Source organism: Candidatus Dadabacteria bacterium (assembly GCA_026706695.1).
Taxonomy (GTDB): Bacteria; Desulfobacterota_D; UBA1144; order Nemesobacterales; family Nemesobacteraceae; genus Nemesobacter.
On sequence record JAPOYE010000016.1, the window covers coordinates 25,149 to 46,615 of the forward strand.

Annotated in this window: 18 protein-coding genes and 2 tRNA genes; 4 read left to right on the forward strand and 16 right to left on the reverse strand. The window is 50.9% G+C overall.

Annotated elements, in window-relative coordinates:
- Positions 1 to 65: 65 nt before the first annotated feature.
- The 9 genes from OXG10_01315 to OXG10_01355 form a co-directional block, all read right to left on the reverse strand.
- Positions 66 to 2,300 carry a TonB-dependent receptor gene (locus OXG10_01315; protein MCY3826009.1) on the reverse strand — a complete coding sequence of 745 codons (2,235 nt, stop codon included), beginning with the start codon at positions 2,298 to 2,300 and terminating at the stop codon, positions 66 to 68.
- A 146-nt stretch (positions 2,301 to 2,446) separates the two neighbouring features.
- Positions 2,447 to 5,047, reverse strand: a complete 2,601-nt coding sequence (locus OXG10_01320; GenBank protein MCY3826010.1) for a hypothetical protein — start codon at positions 5,045 to 5,047, stop codon at positions 2,447 to 2,449.
- A 91-nt stretch (positions 5,048 to 5,138) separates the two neighbouring features.
- Positions 5,139 to 5,387 (reverse strand): hypothetical protein, encoded by a 249-nt coding sequence (locus OXG10_01325; GenBank protein MCY3826011.1) that lies wholly within the window; start codon positions 5,385 to 5,387, stop codon positions 5,139 to 5,141.
- A 77-nt stretch (positions 5,388 to 5,464) separates the two neighbouring features.
- Positions 5,465 to 6,757, reverse strand: a complete 1,293-nt coding sequence (gene clpX / locus OXG10_01330; protein ID MCY3826012.1) for an ATP-dependent Clp protease ATP-binding subunit ClpX — start codon at positions 6,755 to 6,757, stop codon at positions 5,465 to 5,467.
- On the reverse strand, positions 6,754 to 7,356 hold the full coding sequence (gene clpP / locus OXG10_01335; GenBank protein MCY3826013.1) for an ATP-dependent Clp endopeptidase proteolytic subunit ClpP: 603 nt from the start codon (positions 7,354 to 7,356) through the stop codon (positions 6,754 to 6,756). The genes clpX and clpP overlap by 4 nt, the downstream gene beginning before the upstream one ends.
- 23 nt (positions 7,357 to 7,379) lie before the next feature.
- Positions 7,380 to 8,687 carry a trigger factor gene (gene tig / locus OXG10_01340; GenBank protein ID MCY3826014.1) on the reverse strand — a complete coding sequence of 436 codons (1,308 nt, stop codon included), beginning with the start codon at positions 8,685 to 8,687 and terminating at the stop codon, positions 7,380 to 7,382.
- A 70-nt stretch (positions 8,688 to 8,757) separates the two neighbouring features.
- Complete coding sequence (locus OXG10_01345; GenBank protein ID MCY3826015.1) at positions 8,758 to 9,024, reverse strand: DUF2442 domain-containing protein; 267 nt, start codon at positions 9,022 to 9,024, stop codon at positions 8,758 to 8,760.
- Positions 8,984 to 9,223, reverse strand: coding sequence for a DUF4160 domain-containing protein (locus OXG10_01350; GenBank protein MCY3826016.1), 240 nt, complete (start codon positions 9,221 to 9,223; stop codon positions 8,984 to 8,986). Before OXG10_01350 ends, OXG10_01345 begins: the two co-directional genes overlap by 41 nt.
- Positions 9,224 to 9,261: 38 nt before the next feature.
- Positions 9,262 to 11,223: a cytochrome c/FTR1 family iron permease gene (locus OXG10_01355; protein MCY3826017.1), complete on the reverse strand. Its 1,962-nt coding sequence runs from the start codon at positions 11,221 to 11,223 to the stop codon at positions 9,262 to 9,264.
- 278 nt (positions 11,224 to 11,501) lie between these two features.
- Here OXG10_01355 and OXG10_01360 point away from each other — a divergent pair, with 278 nt between their 5' ends.
- The 3 genes from OXG10_01360 to OXG10_01370 all read left to right on the forward strand — a co-directional run bounded on the left by OXG10_01360 (position 11,502) and on the right by OXG10_01370 (position 13,973).
- Complete coding sequence (locus tag OXG10_01360; protein MCY3826018.1) at positions 11,502 to 12,791, forward strand: hypothetical protein; 1,290 nt, start codon at positions 11,502 to 11,504, stop codon at positions 12,789 to 12,791.
- 118 nt (positions 12,792 to 12,909) lie between these two features.
- Entirely contained in the window at positions 12,910 to 13,455 is a 546-nt protein-coding gene (locus tag OXG10_01365) for an FMN-binding protein (protein ID MCY3826019.1), read from the forward strand.
- A gap of 20 nt (positions 13,456 to 13,475) precedes the next feature.
- Complete coding sequence (locus tag OXG10_01370; protein MCY3826020.1) at positions 13,476 to 13,973, forward strand: hypothetical protein; 498 nt, start codon at positions 13,476 to 13,478, stop codon at positions 13,971 to 13,973.
- 12 nt (positions 13,974 to 13,985) lie between these two features.
- Here the strand turns inward: OXG10_01370 and OXG10_01375 are convergent, their stop codons facing one another.
- The 3 genes from OXG10_01375 to OXG10_01385 form a co-directional block, all read right to left on the reverse strand.
- Positions 13,986 to 14,963: an FAD:protein FMN transferase gene (locus OXG10_01375; protein ID MCY3826021.1), complete on the reverse strand. Its 978-nt coding sequence runs from the start codon at positions 14,961 to 14,963 to the stop codon at positions 13,986 to 13,988.
- A gap of 28 nt (positions 14,964 to 14,991) precedes the next feature.
- Positions 14,992 to 15,073: transfer RNA gene (locus OXG10_01380), tRNA-Leu, on the reverse strand.
- Positions 15,074 to 15,143: 70 nt separating this feature from the next.
- Positions 15,144 to 15,217: transfer RNA gene (locus OXG10_01385), tRNA-Lys, on the reverse strand.
- Between the two features lie 77 nt (positions 15,218 to 15,294).
- Here OXG10_01385 and OXG10_01390 point away from each other — a divergent pair.
- Complete coding sequence (locus tag OXG10_01390; protein MCY3826022.1) at positions 15,295 to 16,251, forward strand: mechanosensitive ion channel family protein; 957 nt, start codon at positions 15,295 to 15,297, stop codon at positions 16,249 to 16,251.
- 44 nt (positions 16,252 to 16,295) lie between these two features.
- Here the strand turns inward: OXG10_01390 and OXG10_01395 are convergent, their stop codons facing one another.
- From OXG10_01395 to ilvC, 4 genes are all read right to left on the reverse strand, one after another.
- Positions 16,296 to 18,884 (reverse strand): pitrilysin family protein, encoded by a 2,589-nt coding sequence (locus tag OXG10_01395; protein ID MCY3826023.1) that lies wholly within the window; start codon positions 18,882 to 18,884, stop codon positions 16,296 to 16,298.
- A gap of 84 nt (positions 18,885 to 18,968) precedes the next feature.
- A complete protein-coding gene (gene pssA / locus OXG10_01400; GenBank protein MCY3826024.1) occupies positions 18,969 to 19,793 on the reverse strand; it encodes a CDP-diacylglycerol--serine O-phosphatidyltransferase in 825 nt (274 codons plus the stop codon).
- A complete protein-coding gene (locus OXG10_01405; GenBank protein ID MCY3826025.1) occupies positions 19,790 to 20,437 on the reverse strand; it encodes a phosphatidylserine decarboxylase family protein in 648 nt (215 codons plus the stop codon). The genes pssA and OXG10_01405 overlap by 4 nt, the downstream gene beginning before the upstream one ends.
- The gene (gene ilvC / locus OXG10_01410; protein MCY3826026.1) at positions 20,437 to 21,453 is read right to left on the reverse strand and encodes a ketol-acid reductoisomerase; all 1,017 of its coding nucleotides are present in this window, start codon (positions 21,451 to 21,453) and stop codon (positions 20,437 to 20,439) included. The genes OXG10_01405 and ilvC overlap by 1 nt, the downstream gene beginning before the upstream one ends.
- Between the last annotated feature and the right edge of the window lie 14 nt (positions 21,454 to 21,467).

The following is a 21,467-nucleotide window of genomic DNA, read 5'->3' on the forward strand; positions in this document are numbered from 1 at the left end:
CACACGCAGGTCCACCATAATCAGGAATATGGCACACACCGGTACATGTACCTGCCTTTTTTCCGTCACATATACCGATAGGTCAGCTGCACGCCGAAGGTCCTGCCCCTGAAAAGCGACGTGAATGAACCTCCCAATTGTTGAAAGAGAGGATTGTCAAGCGCTTGATAGCTTCCGTGCTTGACCTCGTTAAGAAGGTTCTTTCCATAGAATCCGACTGAAAATCTGTCGCTCATCGGGGTGATGTCAATTCCGGCGTCAACAATGTTCTGCTCGGGAGTATATCCCATATTGTTATCCGTGAGATATGTTTTGCCACGATATGAATAGCTTATCCTTGAAGTCATCTTCCCCCAGTCCGCAAGTCCGGCGTCATGGGTAGCGCCGACGCTCCAAGTCAGCTTCGCGGCCCGGGGAAGCTCTAAAGCCAGGTCTTTTTCGTCAAGAACGCGATCCACATTAAGGTCATATTTTATTTTGGTGTACTCGGGATCCACGTATCCGACTGAACCCAGAAGAAAAAGCCTGTCGGTAACCGCAACCAGCCCGTCAAGTTCAAAGCCGAAGGCTTCCACGTCAGCAGTGTTGCGAATCTCCTGTGCGAAAACGCTGGCCGATCTGGGAAGAGTTATTATCCGCTGCACATCATCGATCATGTTATAGAAAACCGCGCCGTTGAGAATACCTATGTTTGTCGATATCTTGAATCCCGCCTCGAAGGTATCGATTTTCTCCTCATCGTACGGCCCCGGGAGCTCCTGATCTGGGGGGTAACTGTTTCGCAGATTATAGCCTCCTGAACGGAATGCTCTGGTCCAGTGTCCGTAGACACTCGCTTCAACTTCCGGTCCGCCACCTATATAGTAGACAGCGCCGAGCTTGGGCGACCAGCTGTTCCAAGTTTCCTCGTCGGTGAAATCAAACTCGCATGCCGGTCCGACCGCAACGTTGCATGGCACCGGGGTAGCGGAAACGGTCTCCGCCTTTCTCTTTTCATGGCTGTAACGGGTGCCCGAGATAAGCGTTACCCGGTCCGTAAGATCGTAATCAAGCGAGAGAAACACGCCCAAAGTATCGACAAAATAATTTCCTCCCAGATTCTGGGTTACAGCTCCTCCCAGTATATAACGGCTGTCATGGTAGTTTATCTCGTTTGTAAAGTAGTAAAGACCGGTCGTCGCGTGGAGACTTTCAAAGAATCTGCCCGCATAGCGCAGTTCGTTGCTCCACTGGCGGTATGGGGTCCATCCGCGTATGTGGAGAATGTTTTTCGGGGTAGAGTCGATATCAACCTGAGCGCTACCTTCCGAATCGAAAAAACCGAATATATTGGTCACGGTGCCGTCTCCGAAATCCACATCCCAGTCAAGCTGAGCGGTGAAGAAGTGATGTTCATGCCTCCTGAAGCCTTCTTCGTCAATGCTGAAATCATGACTGTTAAGATCGAAGTCACGCTGGTTCTGCGACGCGGTGCCGTCGTTCCTCGTTTTTTCGTACTGGTAGCGCAGAACAAGGCTCACGTCATCCGTCGGGCTCCACGCAATCATCGGTCGTACCATCCGTATGTCGTTCTCTCCGAAAGCCTCGCCCGTGTGGAGGTTCTTGAACCAGCCGTTATCCTGATTCGTGTACGCGCTTACCTTCACTCTTAATGTCTCGCTGATCGGGCCTCCGACTGTGGTCATGTAATAGCTGTTAAGGCTCTCGCCCCCTCCTTCAAACGAAGCGCGGGCCGATACCTCAAAAACGTCTCCCGGTTTCTTAGTGTTAATCAGTACGGCTCCCCCCGTGACATTCCGCCCGAAAAGCGTTCCCTGCGGTCCCCTCAGCACCTCTATGCTTTCAACATCGAAGGTGTCAAACAAAACAATGCTTATCTGCCCCATATACACGCCGTCGACAAACACTCCCACGGTCGGATCAATAGACGCTATGGTGTCGTTTATTCCCACGCCGCGGATGGAAAAGTTGGCTAGCGACATTCCCGAGATGCCATCGTCAAGGGCCACGTTGGGCATGAGCACCGCGAGACTTTCAAGGTCGTTTACCTTAAGGGTTTCAATCTGTTCCGAACTGAAATGGGTAATCGACAGGGGGACGTTCTGAATCAGTTCCTCCCGTTTTCGGGCGGTGACCGTGATTTTTTTGAGAAGTACGCCGCTTACCCCGAACACACTCTGCGCGGCAGTGTCATCGCCCTGTGCGGATGCGTCGCCGCCACCGAGCGACGCCAGGAACAAGCATGCGAGAGACATGCATAAAAGCCTCTTCACTGCAGACTGGAATTTTCTTTTAATCATTTCGATGCCCTCCTTTCTGTCAAGCAAAAATTATAACATGATCCCGCACGAAAAATCCAAGTCATCAGAGGACTACACGGATTCGCCCAGGCCGGAGATCCGGTTCCTCCAACAGACCCGAGGCGCGACGTGTCACGGGATCTTGGTTAACTTCGGCCTTTTAAGAGACCTTTCCAGAATACTGCCGAAAACAGTACGGAGGCTATGAAAAACAGGCTAAACAAAGTACCTTTGGCAGTACCACGAGCCCCGGCAATCGCACACCCGTCGTCACCGCTAACTCCCGGATGAAGACCGGAACCTATTATAAGTTCCTCGCCTCCCAGAAAGTCGGGATGACTATAGGTTACAACATAGCTTAACTTGGGTACATCACCAGGGGCTCTGCCTTCTTCGGTCCTTGGGGGTATATCATCCGTCGGATCATCCCACAGGTATTCGACAAACCCCCCGGAGTCCTCCGGCAGCAGGCCCAGTTCCTTACATTGCCTGTCCTGGCCATTTGCCACCCTGATTGCCTCATTGCCAACATCGCACTCATTATCGTCCCTGACATCAAAACTTCGGTTCTCAAGATGAGGCCCATTCCCGTTAAAGAACACCAGATTCCCCTCGGTCATGATAAACACGTAGATACCCTTGTGCCTCCAGGGCGATATCCTCCAGCAATTGCGGATCCTGGCTAACTGGGCGGGACTTTGACTGTTTTCTTCCACCTGCTCGGCAAAGTGGTCCCTGAAATTCTCCACAAACTCTTTAAGCGTGTCGCTGTCTGCAACCTCATTAGCAGTTCTTCCCTGAGTGATAAAGGGTTTTTCATCAATTGGCTTTGTGAAGAATGGACAATTTATCTCATCAAAGCTCACTTCACTATCATCATCCCCTTCATGATCATGATGATAGCCGGCGATAAGGATAAGCTTGGTCTTCCAGATTGGGTGTTCGAACTTGACGGCACATGCTATCCTTTCCGTACCGCGCTCACCCTCTTCATGCTCATCGCCTTCTTCCGGGCCGTACGGAACACAGCCGCCTGCTTCCATTCCTGAAGCTTCAATGAGGCTGGTTACTTCCGGGTGAAGGCCGCCCGTTCGTGCCTCGCCTTCGCCTGAATAATGAACCAGTGTCCCGTTCTGTGCTTCAGGGTCATCTGCATGAATAAAGATTGTGCCTTCTTCATCTATCACCATCAGATATATGGTGCCGTTCTTCCAGTCCCCTTCCTCTGTTATGCTCTTCTCGAATTCTATGTTGTCGTTCGGTTCACTGATGGCCTCCCAGTGAGCTTTTGCATGCAGGATGAAATTCTTCATTCCAGGTTCGTCTGCTTCGGTAATGTCACCAGCGGTTAAACCGGTTATGTTGCCATGGTCACCATTTCCATGAGCAACTGCGGGCTGTGGAGCGGATAAGAAAACCACCAGCGTTAAAGCAAAGACAAACAAGATTGTCACCCTTTTTCTCATGATTGATCCTTTTTTTGTCCGTTTTCCCGGCGGCCGGTTTTTCCACAAAACCGCTGAAAACAGCAAGGAAACTATCATCAAGAAGTTGAATACGGTGCCGCGAGACGTATTCCCAGCGCCCGCAATCGCACATCCCCCGTCATCATCTTCAAGGTAAATACCGGAACCGAAGATTAAATGAATTGTATTTGTCGCAGTAAGCTGCAAAGGCACTTTCTGAACATAGCTCCTCTTGAGTGAAGTGCCGGGAGCACAGGTCTGAGGGCCATCCGGGCAGTTCTCCAGATCGACATCGTCATCAGGTGTCGTCGGATCATCCCACAGATACTCAACAAAGCCATCGCTATCGGGGTCGTTCACCTCTTCAACAATCAGGTCTCCCACGTTTACCCCGTTCTCATCCGTGACATTAAGAGTTTTATTTTCAAGTTCCGGGGTATTTCCGTTAAAGCCTACAATTCGATTTTCGGGCATAAAGAACATATAGATGGAGCCATGTTTCCACGGCAATGCCCTCCAGCAATGTCGGAGTCCGATCACGCGGGCACCGCCAAGTCGCTTTCTCTGCTCTATATAATAATCAATAAACTCTTGTACAAACTGCTTCAGAGTCTCTTCGTCCACCACTTCAGCAGCGGTTATCCGGGGAACATAGTAGGGGCATGTCGCCTTGGCAAAAGATACATCTTCAAAATCGTGATGAAGTCCACCGATCAGGATCTCTGTAAGCTTAAGAGTTTCTTCACGGAAAACCGGATGGAGAAATTCGACAGCACAGCTAACCCTTTGACTTCCGTTCAAGACATAGTTCAGACAGCCCCCATCCTCGTTTTCGCCTGCAAGCCTGATGAGTCGTTCCACAACCCGTGTTCCCTCGTCGTCCTCGAAATCATACAAAGACCCGTTTTCCGCGAGAGGATGGTATGGCTGATGAATCAGCGTACCATCTTTCCGTAACCGGATTACATATGTGGCGTCGCTTCTCCAATCTCCCCCATCTATCGATGCCCGGTTTTTGAATTCAACAAACGCAGCTATACTTCCCGTGGGAACTTCGTCCAAGTGTGCTTTTATATGCAGCACAAAGTCCTTCACGCTGCCTTCATTCGCAGGGTCAACGTCACCGGCGGTTACGCCCATTGTATCGCCGTGGTCACCGTCCCCATGGGCGGTTGCGGGTTGGGTTGCGGAGAAGAAAAACAGCAAAGCCAGCACACACGCAAGAAGCGCCGCTCCGCTTTCCAGTTTCCTCGCAAAATCTTTCTTCGTCAAGATCTTCATCACAGTCTCCTTTCAATTCGGCAGGAAGTTTAAATACAAGACACAGCTTCTCCATATTCGACAAGGAATTCTGATTACTGTCAAGGGATTGTTAAGCTACACGGATAGAGCTTTCGATCAGCAGGATCGGTATATTTTCCCTTACTGGGTAAAGATGTTCTCCGCCGCGGCAGAGAAGACCACCTTCGATCTTCTCGGAGACCGGCTCTCCCGACCTGTCAACAAGAGTTCCGAGTTCAACAAGTTCGTTAAGCCGCGCAATTATCTCCCGACCGGCCTCTTCAAGAGGTTCTCCGGTCTCAGGACACACGAGAATTTCAAGCAGTTCCCTGTCAATCATCGGTTTCGGGATTAACGGTTTCAGAAGGGATCCCCCGGGGCACGGGTGCAGCGGAATCCCCGCCCGCAAAAAACCCTCTATGTTCCCAGCAGCTTCTCCGCTTCCTCATCCGATTTCTCAAAATAAAACTTGGGATCGCTGCGCCCGGCTATAACGCTTTCGTCAATGACGCAGCGCGTCACTCCCTCAAGCGAAGGCACTTCATAGAAAACCTCAAGCATAATCGCTTCTATGATGGCCCGAAGCCCCCTGGCCCCGGTCTTTCTCAGGACGGCCTCCCCGGCGATGGCCTTTCTCGCGTCTTCGGTTACCTCCAACTGCACCTTCTCGATTTCCATCATCCTCTCAAACTGCTTCACAATGGCGTTTTTGGGCTTGGTCAGAATTTCGACCAGCTGTTCTTCGGTAAGTTCGCTCAGGCTGGCGATAATCGGGACCCTGCCGACGAATTCGGGAATCAGTCCGAACTGAACAAGATCCTCAGGCTGGACCTTGTTGAGAAGATTGCTCTCGTCCTCCGCGGACCTGTCTGACAATTTAGCCCCGAAGCCGATGGACTTCTCCCCGATTCTCGCGCGGATAATATCCTCAAGACCGCAGAAAGCGCCACCGCATATGAAAAGGATGTTCGTGGTGTCCACTTGAGTAAATTCCTGCTGGGGATGCTTCCTCCCCCCCTTGGGAGGAACGTTGGCAAGAGTCCCTTCCATTATCTTGAGCAACGCCTGCTGCACGCCCTCTCCCGAGACATCCCTCGTGATCGAGGGACTGTCGCTCGATTTGCGCGTGAGCTTGTCTATCTCGTCTATATAGATAATGCCTCCACGGGAAGCTTTTTCGACATCGTAGTTTGCCGCCTGAAGGAGACTCACTATCATGTTTTCCACGTCCTCGCCCACATAGCCAGCTTCCGTATAGCAGGTAGCATCCACTATGGTGAATGGAACGTCGAGAATCTTGGCCAGCGTCTGCGCAAGCAGGGTTTTTCCTGAACCCGTGGGGCCTATGAGAAGTATGTTGCTTTTCTCCACTTCCACTTTGTCGCTTCTTCTCCTGCCGGATTCGTTAAACTGCATCCGCTTGTAGTGATTGTAGACGGCGACGGAAAGTACCTTCTTGGCGTTTTCCTGACCTATTATGTATCCGTCAAGAAAGGACTTCATCTCCTGTGGGGTCGGAAAGGATTTCTTCGGTTTTGGAAAAGCGCTGTCCTTGGTCCTCTCTTCCGCTATGATCTGGTTGCAGAGGTCTATGCACTCATCACAGATATAGACGCCGTGGCCCGCTATGAGCTTGTTGATCTCTTCCTGATTCTTCCCGCAGAAAGAACAGTAGTGCTTCGTTTCTTCTTTGCTTTTTCTGGGACTCATCCGGTTGCCTCCTCCCTTTCGGTAATTATGGCATCCACTATACCGTACTCAATAGAATCCTGAGCGGTCATGAAAAAGTCTCTGTCCGTATCGTTCGCTATCCTCTCAAGAGTCTGCCCGGTGTGCTTTTCAAGTATGGAGTTGAGCTGCTCTTTCACCCTGACGATCTCCTTTGCGTGTATCTCTATGTCGCTTGCCTGCCCGGAAACACCTCCGAGCACCTGGTGAATCATCACCCTCGAGTGAGGCAGCGCGTACCTTTTGCCCGACGCGCCGCTTGCCAGAAGAACCGCAGCCATGCTGACCGCCTGCCCGATGCATATGGTAGAGACTTCGGGCTTCACGTACTGTATCGTGTCGTAGATGGCAAGACCGGAAGTAACATGCCCTCCGGGAGAATTTATGTAGAGGTAAATAGGCGTCTCGGGGTTCTCGGATTCAAGAAAAAGGAGCTGGGCGATTACGACGTTGGCTACCGCGTCATTTATGTCGGAACCTATAAAGACGATCCTGTCCTTAAGGAGCCTTGAGAAAATATCGTAGCCCTGATCGCCCCTGCTCGTACGCTCAATAACGTAGGGTATGAAATCGGTTATCATTGAACCGATTATAACTAAGCGTGTTATTCCTTGTCAATCTGCGCCGCTTCGCCCTCTACTTCCTCAATCCGGGCCTGCTCCAGTAGAAGATCCAAGACTCCTCGGGTTTTGATCTGGGATTCCAGATGCTCCATAGTCCCCGGCTGCTCATAAGCCTTGTGTACCTGATCCGGGGGAAGATTGTATGAAGCGGCGAGGCGGTCTATGTGGTCGTTTAGCTGTTTGCGGGTAACTCTCACGTTCTCCTTCTGAGCGATGCGACCGAGAATTATGGATGTCCTGACGCTCTCTGCGGCCTTCTCGGTGAATTTCGGCGCCACGTCCTCCCCGATCTCCGGCTCCGCGACTCCGCCTCTCTGCATGTCGGAGAGAAATCTCGCTTTAAGGCTCTCCTCCTCCTTTTCAAGCAGCGACGGAGGAATGTCGAACTGGTTTTTCGAGAGAAGGTCGTCGACTATCTGTTCCCTCATGGATGAGAGCTGTTCGTCTTCATGAAGGTGCTCAAGCTGCTCCTTTATGAGCTCTCGCAGTTCAGAGATGCCCTCAACGTCAAAATCCTTAGCGAAACCATCATCCGCCTCGGGCAGAATCCTGTCGTGAATCTCATTTATCTTGACGGTGAAACTGACGGTTTTCCCGGCGGCCTCGGGTATCAGGAAGTCTTCCGGGTAGGAAACCGAAAATTCCGTCTCCTCGCCCGCTTTTTTCCCAAGCAGGTTCTCTTCGAACTCGGGGGCAGCCTGCTCTTCACCCAGAAGGAACCTTACGTTCTGCCTGTTAAGATCGTCTATGGTCTCCCCGTCCTCAAACGCACCGCTGTAGTCTACAAAAACATAATCGCCTTCCTTTGCGGGACGGTCCTCCTCGACAAGCCTTGACTGTACGGACCTTTCCCTGAGTTTCTGCACCTCGGCGTCTATATCCTCCTTGGTCACCCGGCGGACGGTTTTCTTAACTGGAATTGAGGTGTAGTCGGAAAGTTCAAAATCGGGAATCACCTCGAATTCAGCTGAATAAGCAAACTCCTCTCCGGTCTTTACCTCACCCATCTCCGTAATGTCGGGGCGCGTCACCGGCAGAAGCGAGCGTTGCGCAAGGGCTTCGGACAAGGTTTCCGAAACAAGGTTAGATGCGGTTTCCTGATCAACTTCCTTTCCATACATTGACTCGACCACGTGACGGGGGACCTTCCCCTTCCTAAACCCCTTGACGCTCACTCCTCCCATAACGTCGCGGAACACGGAATTTCTTTTTTCTGCGACCTGTTCTGGAGAGAGGGAAACCCTTATCTTTTTTCTGGTGCTGTCAATGTCCTCAATATTTATTTTCATTTAGTTTAAAACCTCTCAGTAAATAATTCCCCGAGGAAGCAATGTTCTCTCTGGGATGCTGATACATTTGTTACTTGCTTTTTGCTTTTAGGGGAAATTTTTCAGGATTCTCTATTATTTCTTCCGTAACGTCAACATCAATATCGGGCCAATAGAAGTGCCCTGGGGACGGTTCTTCGACATTGATGATCGATTTTATGGACTGATCCCTGAACCAAGGAAAATCATCATAAGACATAAACAACTCTTTTCCGTGAGCCAGAAGCCATACTCCATGAGTAGAGATATTTGTCACCTCAACTGCCGAAATGCTGCTTCCATGCTGCGATAAGCTCATCGTAATGAACCTCCACGAGTAATTCAATCTCCCTGAGTTGGTGTATAGAATAACGATAATTTTTTGCTAACTCAATTTTGGGTTCAAGCCAAAACTTCGCCTCGCCTTCACTTGATACTACATGGACGTGCATTCGTTGTTCTTCCCTTGAGAAAAAGAAGAACCGATACCCCTTTTCTCTGAACACCGTAGGACTCATGATCAGCACATATTTATACTTGCTGGAGATAGAAACCGCTACATGTTTTGAGTGCCGTTCGCAACTTGCGAATGTTTTTCCCGGTATACGTAATTTCGTGCGAACAAAGAAAAGGCAAGGAGAAGGAGGACAGCTTGGGGGATCGCGGTCTCATAAGAGGGATATATCCCGAGAGTATCCATGTAAGGAATGAAATCCGCCGTAGTTGAAGAAATAATTCCCGCCTCCTGGAGTTCAAGTATTCCCTTGCCGAGAAGTATGAAACAGAGCAAGTAGAGGAAAACGCTCGTGAAGGAAAAGAAGTATTTAAGAGGAATCCTGAGGGTAAACCTGTACATAAGAAAGGCTATTACGAACACGACCGCCACTCCTGCAATAAGTCCATAGATCACGTGCGGCGTGGATGAACCGGTCTGGAAGAAAAGCGCCTGGTAAAAAAGAATCGTCTCGAAAGCCTCCCTGTAGACGGCAAGAAACGAAACGAAAGCAAGAGTAAGACCGCTTCTGCGGGTAAGCGCGCCCTGGGTCTTCGAGCGGACGTATTCCTTCCATTTTTTTACGTCCGCCTTTGAGACAAGCCAGTAACTTACGTAAAAAAGAATCGCTGCCGCCAGAAGAGAAGTCACTCCTTCCACGATCTCCCTCCTGGCCCCCGAGATGTCTATTATAGTTCTTGCCGCAACCCACGTCGCCAGTCCCGCAAAGATGGCGAGCACCCACCCGTAGTGAACGTACCTGATCATCCCGCGGTTACCTGAATGCGCCAAAGCGGCGATAATGGCCGCAATGATCAGCAGAGCTTCAAGCGCTTCTCTGAGTATTATGGCAAAAGAATTAACAAAACTCAGGTATTTGCCGAGCGATGAGCCGCCTTGCAGAATGCGTTCCGACTCACGAAGATCCTCCTCTATGCTAGCTTTCAGATCATGAAGCTCGGAGGAGTCCCGGTCGGACATCACTAATGACCTGAAAAATCCCATTTTTTTCTCAACCTCAAGAACAAGCGGTCTTTTTTTCGATACCAGGGCAGGTTCGATTCTCTGAAACCCTCCCAGGTACCCGTCGAGAGCCTCCTTGAAAGCCTCGTCCTTTCTACCGGCCTCGTAAAGATCGATGGCCTCTTCAAGCTTCCCCACGGTATGGGCTATAGCTTCGGATGCATCTCCAGCAATTCCATCCCGAAGATAAGCGGTTCTCAGGTAAAAAAGAACTTCCTCGTCACTGCCCCCGGCTCCGGCATTAAGAAGAATCTCCGCATTGCTGGCCAGGGCAAGATTTTCAAGCTTTCTTACATCATGGGGAATATTCTCCGTGGAGAACCCAGAAGTACCTCCGCCTGAGGGAATATCCGGATACCCGAGCGAGAGAACATAAAACGCCACATCCCATTTCTGTTTTTCGTCAAGCACCTTTTCGAACGAGGTCATGGCGGTACCTTCGATCCCGAAAGTGGTGGTGTTGTAAACTTTAAAGGGTGAGAGCCCGAGATTTATATCAGGGGCTGTGAAATCCGTGGGAGGAGGATTGAGGGTCTTAGAGAAAGCATCGTCCGGCCTTCCTGAGAGCCCATGACAGGAGGAACAGTTCCTTACGTAAAGCTCTTTTCCGCTTTCGTAATCGGGTATATTCGCCGGATAGGGTTTTATGTCATAGGCTGAAATGATCCGCTCTTTCAGTTCACCTGCAAGGCTTTCCACCTCAGAGACGGGCCCTTTGGATACCACAATTGAGTGCAGACGTGCGAATTTTTCGGAAAAATCAGCTGTTCCTTCTCTCTTCTCACCCGTTTTTTCCCACAGGTCAACCGCTACGGAAGAAAAGTCCAGCATTTCCTGATACTCAAATTCGTTTATGATCTTCCCTTCTTTTACGGCATTTGCGTAATCTCCTCCTATGTAATCGACAAGAGAGAGGACCCTGTCTATCTCCGCGGCATAAGAGAGCGCGGGAAAAAGAAAAAATATGAGAACTGGCAAATAGAAGAAACTTTTTTTAAGCATAGTCCGCGGACATCTCCCCATCTTGGGGGTCAGGGAAGGTACTTTTTACCATTCTAGACCTTTATTGTCAATAATTCTCATCGTTGTCATTTTCGCCTCTCTAAATGGTTCCGGGAAGAAAATCAGACGGGTAATTTCGCTGATTTTCTTGTCCGCAAATATTTTTAAAAAATTCTTGACATCATAACTCCAGAATGTTATTAATTTACATCATGGATATCAAATATCCAGAATATCTATTAATTACGCACCCTAACAAGGTCACAAAAAGGTGGAAAATGCTTTTTGTCTTTTTCCTGATTTTTTCACTCGGAGGCACGCAGATTTCTCTAGCGGGTACGGCTTCGGACGAAAAGATAAAAAAGCTTGAGGAGCAGATAAAGGTTCTAGCGGATGAGATAGAAGCCATAAAGTCCGCTTCGGTAACGGAGCCTACGGTTTATGAGACGGAATTCGGCTTGGCCCCCGCGGCTTCTAAGGTCTACAGGGTTGATCAGGGAATATCGTTCGGAGGATACGGTGAGGTGCTTATAGGCAACGTAAAAGAGGGGGATGCGAACGATGTAGTGGATACCCTGAGACTGGTTCTCTATAACGGCTACAAGTACAACGACCACATAATTTTCAACTCGGAAATAGAATTCGAACACGGTACGACGGGAAGCAACAAGGATGGAAAAGCGGGATCGGCCTCGGTTGAGTTCGCGTACGTCGATTTCCTTATAAGGGATGAGCTCAACCTTCGGGGTGGGCTTCTGCTGACTCCTTTCGGAGTTGTAAACGAGATTCATGAACCGACAACGTTTTACGGAGTGGGGCGACCCGAGGTGGAGAGACGGATAATTCCGAGCACCTGGAGAGAGTCTGGTGCCGGGGCGCACGGAACGTTTGATCTGGGCAGCGGCGGAGAGCTTTCTTACAGGGCCTACGTGATGTCGAGCGCCGATGCTCGGGGGTTCAAGGCGTCGGATAACAGAAGTCTTCGAATCAAGGGAAACAGGGCAAGATTCGAGGACATGGCTTTTGTCGGAAGGCTTGAGTACGATCCTATTCCGGGAATCAGAATCGGAGGATCCATGTACTACGGTAACACCGGTCAGGGCGAGGAAGTTAACGGCCAGACTATAGACGGCCTCTTCCAGATGTACTCGGTTGACGGACAGTTTCAGTATGCAGGGTTAGACCTGAGGGCTCTAGCAGTCTGGACCAGTCTTGATGACGCCGCGCTTATAAACCAACTTAAAGAGTATGAAGGCAACAAATCCGTCGGGGAGGAACAGTCCGGCTGGTATGTTCTAGGAGCATATAACATTTTCTCCGCGCTTAACTCCGGAAGCAAATACATGGAGTACCTAGCGCCTTTTTTCCGATATGAACAATTTGATACCCAGGAGAAAGTTCCCGCCGGATATGGGAGAGACCCAGCGAACGACAGAACCCAGTACACTATCGGGATAAATTACAAGCCGATTCCAAACGTGGTCGTAAAGGCAGAGTATCAGAATCTTGATACCGCCGCGGGTCAGGCAAAGGACCAGTACAACTTCGGGATTGGATATGTGTTTTAGTATGCAGAACTTAAATCCGCGATAAACGGGCGCGGGTTTATGCTTCTTTTTTTCTCTCTTTCTCTCTCTTAAAAAGGGCAATATTCAGATAGAATGTTGCCCTTCCTTCATCATGAGTATGAGAATCCTTATCTTAATAACGCTTTTGTTTTTTCTGCATGGTGCCGGAGATGTCTCCGCCAAGGTCTTTCTTACCAAGGGCAAGGCGCTTGAGCTCCTTTTCCCTGAAGCAGAAGAAATAGAAAAAAGACACGTTTTTCTCACCAGACCCCAAGCCGAAAGCGTACGCGAAATGGCCAAGGCAGAGGTAGATTCAAGACTTTATACTTTCTACATAGCGAGATCCGGCGGAAAAGAGACTGGCTACGCCGTCATCGATACCCACACTCTTCGGACACTTACCGAAACCGTACTGTTCGTGATAAATCCCGATGGGACTCTTCGCCACGCCGAAACTCTCGCATTTTTCGAACCCACAGATTACATGCCGAGCGGAAAATGGATAAACTTGTTCCTAGAAAAAACCAAGATGGACAGAATGAAGGTAGGAAAGGGAGTTCCCAACATTACCGGAGCCACTATAAGTGCCGTATCTTTTTCGCAAGCCACGAGAAGGGTTCTCGCAGTCTACAGGGTTATGCTCGGCACCCCGGCTGATCAATAACTTCTATTCAGGAGAGGAAAATGAAATTCTTCATTTCATCGGACATAAGAAAAAACGACCTGTTAAAACTTGTCGTTCTGCTTACGACTATTTTCTTCCTCTTTCTGTGGTTAACCAACCTTCTGCTTTTCCTTAAGGTGGGGTTCAGTTACGGGAGCGTTGTTGAGTACTACAGGGGATCCGAGGAGAGTTTCAGGCCTCCGAGAAGCTACCTTGGACTGCTTGAAGAAGCCCATTTCCACTTTTTTTCAATGGCTGTTTTACTTGTAACACTCAATCATCTTTTTCTTTTCACTAACAGAAGCTCCGCCGAAAAGCTTCTCGTCATAATAGCATCTTACGGCTCGGCCTTCCTCGATATAGCCGGCGGCTGGCTGGTAAGGTACGTAAGCGCCGAGTTTGCCTATGTTAAAATCGGCTCTTTTGTCGTCCTTCAGATATCTCTTCTTTACCTGATCATTTTCGTAACGTTTTATCTTTACAGAAAAAAACCGGAGTATCCGAAGCCGAAGCAGTGACTCCCCCGCACCTCAGGGACACGCATAAGACCCGAAGCAGGACCTTTTCTCCCCGTTCTTCTCAACGATCAAGAAACCCAGTGATTTATCCTTTCTGGCAAACATCTCCGCGCCACGCGGACCCAGAACCGAAACGGCAGTCGAGAAGACATCGGCTTCCGTAGCGGTTCTGGAGATGGCTACAACCGAAGTCACATCCTCAGCCGGCCAGCCCGTCCTGGGATTTATTATATGGGAGTATCTTTTCCCCTCGTGCTCAAAGTAGCGCTCGTAATCTCCTGAAGTCGCGACACCCTTGTTCACAAGGTCAAGCTTCGAGATGATTTCGCTTGCCCTCCCGGGTTTTCTCACTCCCACATCCCAGAACTTTTTGCCTGCAGGGGGGTCCATCGCGTATATGTTTCCCCCGAAATTCACAAGTCCCCTCTTGATCCCGTTTTGCTTGGCGATATTTACCATCTCGTCAACCGCGTAACCTTTTCCTATAGCTCCGAAGTCGAGTCTGACGCAGTCGCCGTCAAGGAAAACCCGGGATTTAACTTCGTCTATCTTTATTTTCCGAAAACCCGTACACCCAAGCGCGTCGCGGATCCGTGACCGACCGGGTAACCGCCCCGCCTTGGTCTCAGCCCCCCAGAGTTCGAAAAGACTGCCGATAGTTATGTCAAAAGCCCCTTCGGTAAGCTCCGAGTACTTAATCGAGGTTCGCACGAGACGCAGAAACTCCGCGGGAACGGAAACGGGAGCGACCCCCGCGGTTCTGTTCACCTCGGCAAGAACGCTGTCATCCCTGTAGTTACTGAAGAGCCGGTCTATTTCCTTGGTTCTCTCCACGCAGGCATCAACAACCCGGTGGAAAAGTTCCTCGCTCGGGGAATAAAACTTAAGTTCCACCGTTGAACCCATCGAGTAAAAGGATCTCTCGTAGAGATTCTCCGTACCGTGGGAGCAGGAATAAAAAAGCAGAACTAAAAGCGCAAGGTGGCGCATGTCTTGAGAATCACGTAAAGCGTTTTTCTGCGAGAGGAGGGAGTCGAACCCTCACACCCTAAGGTACTAGATCCTAAATCTAGCGCGTCTGCCTGTTCCGCCACTCTCGCCCTTTACAGTCAAAATCGGCAAGCACCCTGAATCGTGCTTCCGGACAGCGCCGTAAGGCGCAAAATGAAGTGGGCTGCGAGGGATTCGAACCCACGACCGACTGATTAAGAGTCAGCTGCTCTACCAGACTGAGCTAGCAGCCCGCAAACAGAATAACAGAAAAGAAAATAAATAAAAACCGAAAGCCCGTTCCCCCAAGCAGCCAGAACTTCCCGCCTTTTTGAACTCTTCGCTAGGATCGTTTATTTTTGAAGTCGTGGAAAACGTGATCAATTACTTCAGGGGATACCACGACGCATATCAAACGCAGATAGAAAACCTCCTGCTGTCGATTCTGATAATTGTTGTCCTGCTATTCCTGAGAAAGGTTCTCATCTCTCTCATAACCAAGAACACAAAAGATCCCAAGACAGTCTATTACTCAAAACGCATTGTCGGGTACTCCTACGTTTTTCTCGCCATAGTGCTGGTCGGCAGCGTGTGGATAAGCGGACTGGGTCAGGTAGGAGCCTATCTGGGTATAGCAAGCGCCGGCCTGGCCATAGCGCTTCATGAAACCTTAGCCAACATCGCGGGCTGGTTCTTCATACTCTGGAGAAAGCCCTTCACGATAGGGGACCGCATACAGATAGGAGAAACCAAGGGTGACGTAATAGACCTGAGGCTGTTTCAGTTCAGCCTGATCGAGATCGGGAACTGGGTTGAAGCGGAGCAGAGTACAGGCAGGGTCATACACGTTCCCAACAGCCACGTGCTCAGAGAAAAAACCGCGAATTATCACGGCGGGTTCAACTACATATGGAACGAGATACAGGTTCTCATAACGTTTGAGAGCGACTGGAGAAAAACCCGCGAGATCCTGGAGAGAATAGCGAGAGAAGAAAATAAAACTTCTCCGGAACAGGCTGAGGAACAACTCCGCGCGGTCGCCGAAAAGTACATGATACATTTGCCGAACCTCACCCCGATGGTTTACATGTCGACAAGGGACAGCGGAGTGCTTTTCTCGATCAGATACACGACAAACCCGAGAAAAAGAAGAGGCTCGGAGCAGGCCATCTGGGCAGCCATACTCGCCGAGTTCGAAAAGCATCCGGACATAGATCTCGCTTACCCGACAACGCGCTTCTATTCCCTCTCGTCCGGAAGCCCCGACGGAGAAGACCCCGATTCATAAACCTGGGCGAAGCAGGTTCCCCGCTACCTGCCTTCGGAAAAATCTTATTCGGGCTTCAGGATTGAAACCGCCGCCGCAGCGGGATTTATGTACTTCCTTGCCACCCTCGCCACGTCGTCCGCTGTGACGGAAAGAATTTTCTCCGGGAACCTCCTGTACTCGTACGCGCCTATTCCGTAAAGCTCGTCAAACCCGACTATTGACGCCTGAGCGGAGTTTCTCTGAAGCCCTATCTCGAAACTTCCCACAATATAGTTCTTCGCCCTCTCAAGCTCCTCCTCCCCGACACCCTTCAAGACAAGCTGGAGCTGTTCCTTTATCGCTCCGAGCGCCTCCTCCTGCTTCTGCGGAGCAGTTCCTATATAAACACCGAAATAGCCCCCTTCCATCCCGGGAACATAGAACGAGGTAACGGCGTAAGCAAGGCTTTTCTTGTCCCGAAGCTCGATGAAGAGTCTTCCTCCCTGACCTGAGAGCACCGAATTCAGCACCTCAAACGCGTAGCGGTCCCGGCTTTTAAAACCAGGGGCGTGATAGCCCGCGATAATATGGGTCTGGGCCTTGTCTCTTTCAAGCTCGACGGTTTCCCTCGCAGAAGAAAGCGCGGACTCACGGGGCGGCCGGGTCTTTTCGAAACCTCCCCGCTTCATGCCGCCGAACAGCTTTTCAAGAACGCCAAGAGTTTTCTCCGCGTCAATGTCGCCCGCAACGGAGATGACCATGTTCTCGGGTCTTATGACTTTCTCGTAGAACCCGCGTACATCGGCCGAGGTAAACCTGTCTACGTTTTCCTCGGTTCCAAGAACGTTGAACCTGTAGGGATGCTTAAGGAAAAGGGTCCTCAGAAAGTTCCTGACCGCCTTTCCCGTGAGATTGTCCTCCTGCTTTTCCAAAGCGGCCAGAATTTCTCTTCTCTCCCTCTCCATTTCCTCATCGGAAAAAGAAGGATCAAGTATCACGTCCGAGAAAATATCCATCGCCCCTTCAAAGCTCTCACTCAATGCCGAGAGAGTCACCCCGACGCTGTTTTTCCCCGAGAAGCCGTCAACCGTTCCCCCGAGCCCTTCTATCTGGGCGGCTATATCTTCTGCGGAGCGGTTCGAGGTGCCGCGGGTGAACATCCCGGACATGAAGTTCGAAATCCCGTTCGTGTTCTCGTCCTCATACCTGAGGCCGCCCAGAAACGCCGCGTGAACGGAGAAAAGCGGAACGGCCGGATTGCGTTTCAGAAGAACCCGGATTTCGTTTGAAAGCTCGTATCTTTTAAATTCCGCCTGCGCCTGAGAAGCCTTTTTCCTTTCTTTTTTCTGGGCCCCTCCGGGAAAAACAAGGGCCTCTCTGAAGCCCTTCTCAACCCCCTTGGCTTTGTCTTCCGGAAGCAGCGCTCCCGCGGTGAGATTTTTCTGCACGAGGTATTCTCCGGCTACCCGCAATATGTCCTCCGGGGCAACATTCCTCACCCTCTCAAGGTAGAGGCGTTCGTAGCCGTAATCTCCGGTTTCAAGCTCGAAGTAACCAAGCTTTCTCGCCTGTCCCTGCATGGTCTCCTTGGCGCGGATGAAGTCCCTTTCTATGTTAGTCTTGGCGCGGGCAAGCTCCTCGGCCCCGACGGGTTCGGTCTTTATAAGCTCTATCTCCGCCACTATCTCCTCTGAGGCTTTTTCAACCTTGCCGGGGTCAAGAACTCCGCCCACGAGGAAAAGGCCGTTCTCCTTGAGGCTGTAAGCGTAGGCGTATATGTCGTTTACGGTGGCGTTCTGCTCCTTCAGTCTTCTGTAAAGCCTGGAGCTCTCCCCGCTGCCGAGTATGCCGCTTATAACGTCAAGAACCGGAGTGTCGGCGTGGCTCGCCGAGGGAGTATGGAAGGCAAAACTGAAGTAGCCCGTGTTTACGTCGCGGCCGATAACGAAGGTTCTCGTGCGTTTCTGCTCGGGCTCCGGGGGAAGTTCGCACCGAGGAGTTTTTCTTTTCTTTATTTTTCCGAAAGTCCGGGCCACCTCGTCCTTTATTCCCTCGGGATCAAAATCCCCGACCACAACGAGAATCATGTTGTCCGGGGAATACCACTTTCTGTAGAAATCAAGTATCCCGTCTCTGGTGAAGCTCCCCACGCTCTGCTTGGTTCCTATTATGGGCCTTCCGTAGGGATGAACGCTGTAGGCCGTGGAGAAAAGCTTCTGGCTGAGCACCCTTGAGGGAGAGTCCTCTCCCCTTCTTATCTCTTCCTGGACAACCTCAAGTTCCCGCTCAAGCTCCCCGGGGTCAAAAGTCGAGTTCTCCATGACGTCCGAGAGCAGGTCAAGAGCCACGGGCAGGAAGCGCCGCGCGCTTACGATGTAGTAAACCGTCTCGTCAAAGGAAGTAAACGCGTTTATGTCTCCGCCTCCCGCCTCGACCATCCCGGCTATCTCGCCGACCCGTCTTTTCTCCGTCCCCTTGAAAAGCATGTGTTCGTGCACGTGCGCGAGGCCGTACTCGCCCTCCACCTCGCACGCGCTTCCGGTCTTCACCCACACGTTAACGGCGACGACCGGGGAAGAGTCGTTTCTCTCAAGAAGCACGGTCATGCCGTTAGAAAGACTGTACTTGGTTACTCCACTGACACCCGCAAGGGTCTGCGCACCTGAATTCATAAGACTTGCTCCCGTAATCAGAATGAACAAAAAAAGTAATTTGAAAACCCCTCTCATCGACTCAGGCCTCCTGAGGAAAAACCCCTAGGACTCGTCGCCGGCCAGGGCTTCTGACTCTTTGTCCCGCGATGCAACCTTCGCGGCCAGTTTCCAGGCGCAACGTCCGAGATCAAGGACAAAATAACAGTAAGTTATAACGACCGCGACCACCCCGGGATTGGTAATAAGCGCCGCAATTATGATGGAGCCCGCGACAAGAGTGCTGAAAGGTCCGAATCTGGCGATTCGCGGAAACTTCCTGTACGGAACCTCGCTGACCATGACAAGTCCCACAACAGGAATGAAGAAAAGATAAAAAGATTTCATAAGTGGCGAAGCAATGATCTGAAACTCGGAGAGAAGGAGTATCGGAGAGAGAATAAGTCCCGCGGCCATAGGACTCGGAAGACCCGTGAACATGCGCTTTTCCTTGGTCGCAAACTGTACGTTAAAACGCGCAAGCCTGAGCGCTGCGCAGACCACGTAGAAAAGCATCGCCATCAGTCCCGGATTTCCATATTCCGAAAGCCCCCAAACGTAAAGAAGCACTGCCGGGGCGACCCCGAACGATACAAGATCGCAGAGCGAATCATAGGACGCACCGAAGCGGCTCTCCGAGTTAAGAGCTCTTGCTATCCTGCCGTCAAGCATGTCGACAAGTACCGCCATGCCGATAAATCCCGCTGCCCACCAGAAACGGTTAAAAAGCCATTCCTCAGAAACTGCGGCTGAGGCACGGTCCCCGTGGATGGAAATCGAAGTCACTATGGACGCAAGTCCGAACGCAAGGCCCACGGTTGTGAGCATGCTTGGCAGCAGGGGGATGACTCTCCCCGGACGGGGAGACCTCCTTCTTCTTTTTTTTCTCAAGTTAGCCACGCTATAACCGTCCTGCCGGCCACGACTTTCTGCCCTACCTCAACACCCACCTTCACATCCTCGGGCAGGTAAATATCCAACCTTGAACCAAACTTTATAATCCCGAATTTTTCCCCGATTTCCAATACGTCGCCGAATTTCGCACGTGATACGATTCTTCTCGCGAGAAAACCAGCCACCTGGACTATAACCACCTGGACTCCGCCCTCGCACTCAATCAGGGTCGCGAGCCGCTCGTTGGCCTCGGATGAATCACCCCTAAAAGCCATTTTGAATTCCCCGGGGCAGTAAGTGGTTCCGACTACCTTGCCCGAAACGGGAAATCTGTTTATATGGCAGTCGAAAATAGAGAGAAAAATGCTTATTCTTCGGGTGTTCCGCTTGAGATAATCGTCTTCAAACGTCTCCGAGATGTCTATTATTTTCCCGTCTGCGGGACAGATCACGGAACCGGGTTCAAGCGGAGGAAGTTCCCTTTCAGGATCCCTGAAGAAAAAGACGAAAAAAGCGGTGAGCAGAAGAAATACTAAAGATAAAGAGAGAGAACCCAGAAGCGCGGAGAGAATACAAAGCGCGGCTGAAACGTAAATTATACCGAGCCCCTCGCTTGCGACCCTCACAAATCGGAAATTCATCAATTCTTGTCTTTATCGACCAGTTTCTTCTGGAAAAGCGAGCTCATCATCCCCCTGAGCTCTGCGCCGACTTTTTCGATCGGATGCTCTTCACCCTGCCTGAGAAGCGCGTTATAGGAAGGCCTTCCAGCCTGATTCTCAAGTATCCATTCCGAGGCGAACTGTCCGGACTGAATCTCCCCGATTATCTTTTTCATCTCCTGTTTCACGGAGTCGTTTATAAGCCTCGGGCCCCTGGTTATGTCTCCGTACTTGGCCGTATCGCTCACCGAGTAGCGCATGTTGGCTATCCCGCCCTCGTATATGAGGTCAACTATAAGCTTGACTTCGTGGCAGCACTCGAAATAAGCCATCTCGGGCGGATAACCGGCTTCAACAAGCGTCTCGTATCCCGCCAGGATAAGGGCCGTGAGCCCTCCGCACAGAACTGACTGTTCCCCGAAAAGATCGGTTTCCGTCTCGTCCTTGAAAGTCGTCTCTATAACTCCCGCCCTTGAACACCCGATGGCTCTGGCGTAAGCAAGAGCGAGATCCTTGGCGTCGCCCGTCGGGTTCTGGTGAACGGCTACGAGTCCCGGCACACCGGCACCCCCGACATACTGGTCCCTTACCGTGTGGCCCGGGGCCTTGGGAGCGACCATGAACACGTCCACGCCCGCAGACGGTCTGATCTGTCCGTAGTGAATATTAAAACCGTGACTGAACATAAGCGCGTTTCCGGCAACTAGGTTCTTTTCGACATGCTCATGGTATATCGCCGGCTGGTAAGTGTCTGGAGCCAGCATAACCGCTATGTCCGCGGACTTGGAAGCGGCGGAAACCGACTTCACGTTAAAACCGGCCTCCTTGGCCTTTTTCCAGTTGGGACTGTCCTTAATGTCCGCGACCGTGACCGAGACTCCGCTTTCCCTCAGGTTCTGGGCATGGGCGTGACCCTGGCTTCCGTAGCCTATGATCGCAATCTTCTTTTTCTTAAGCTTGGACGGATCAATGTCATCATCGTAGTAAACTTTCACCGGTTATATCCTCC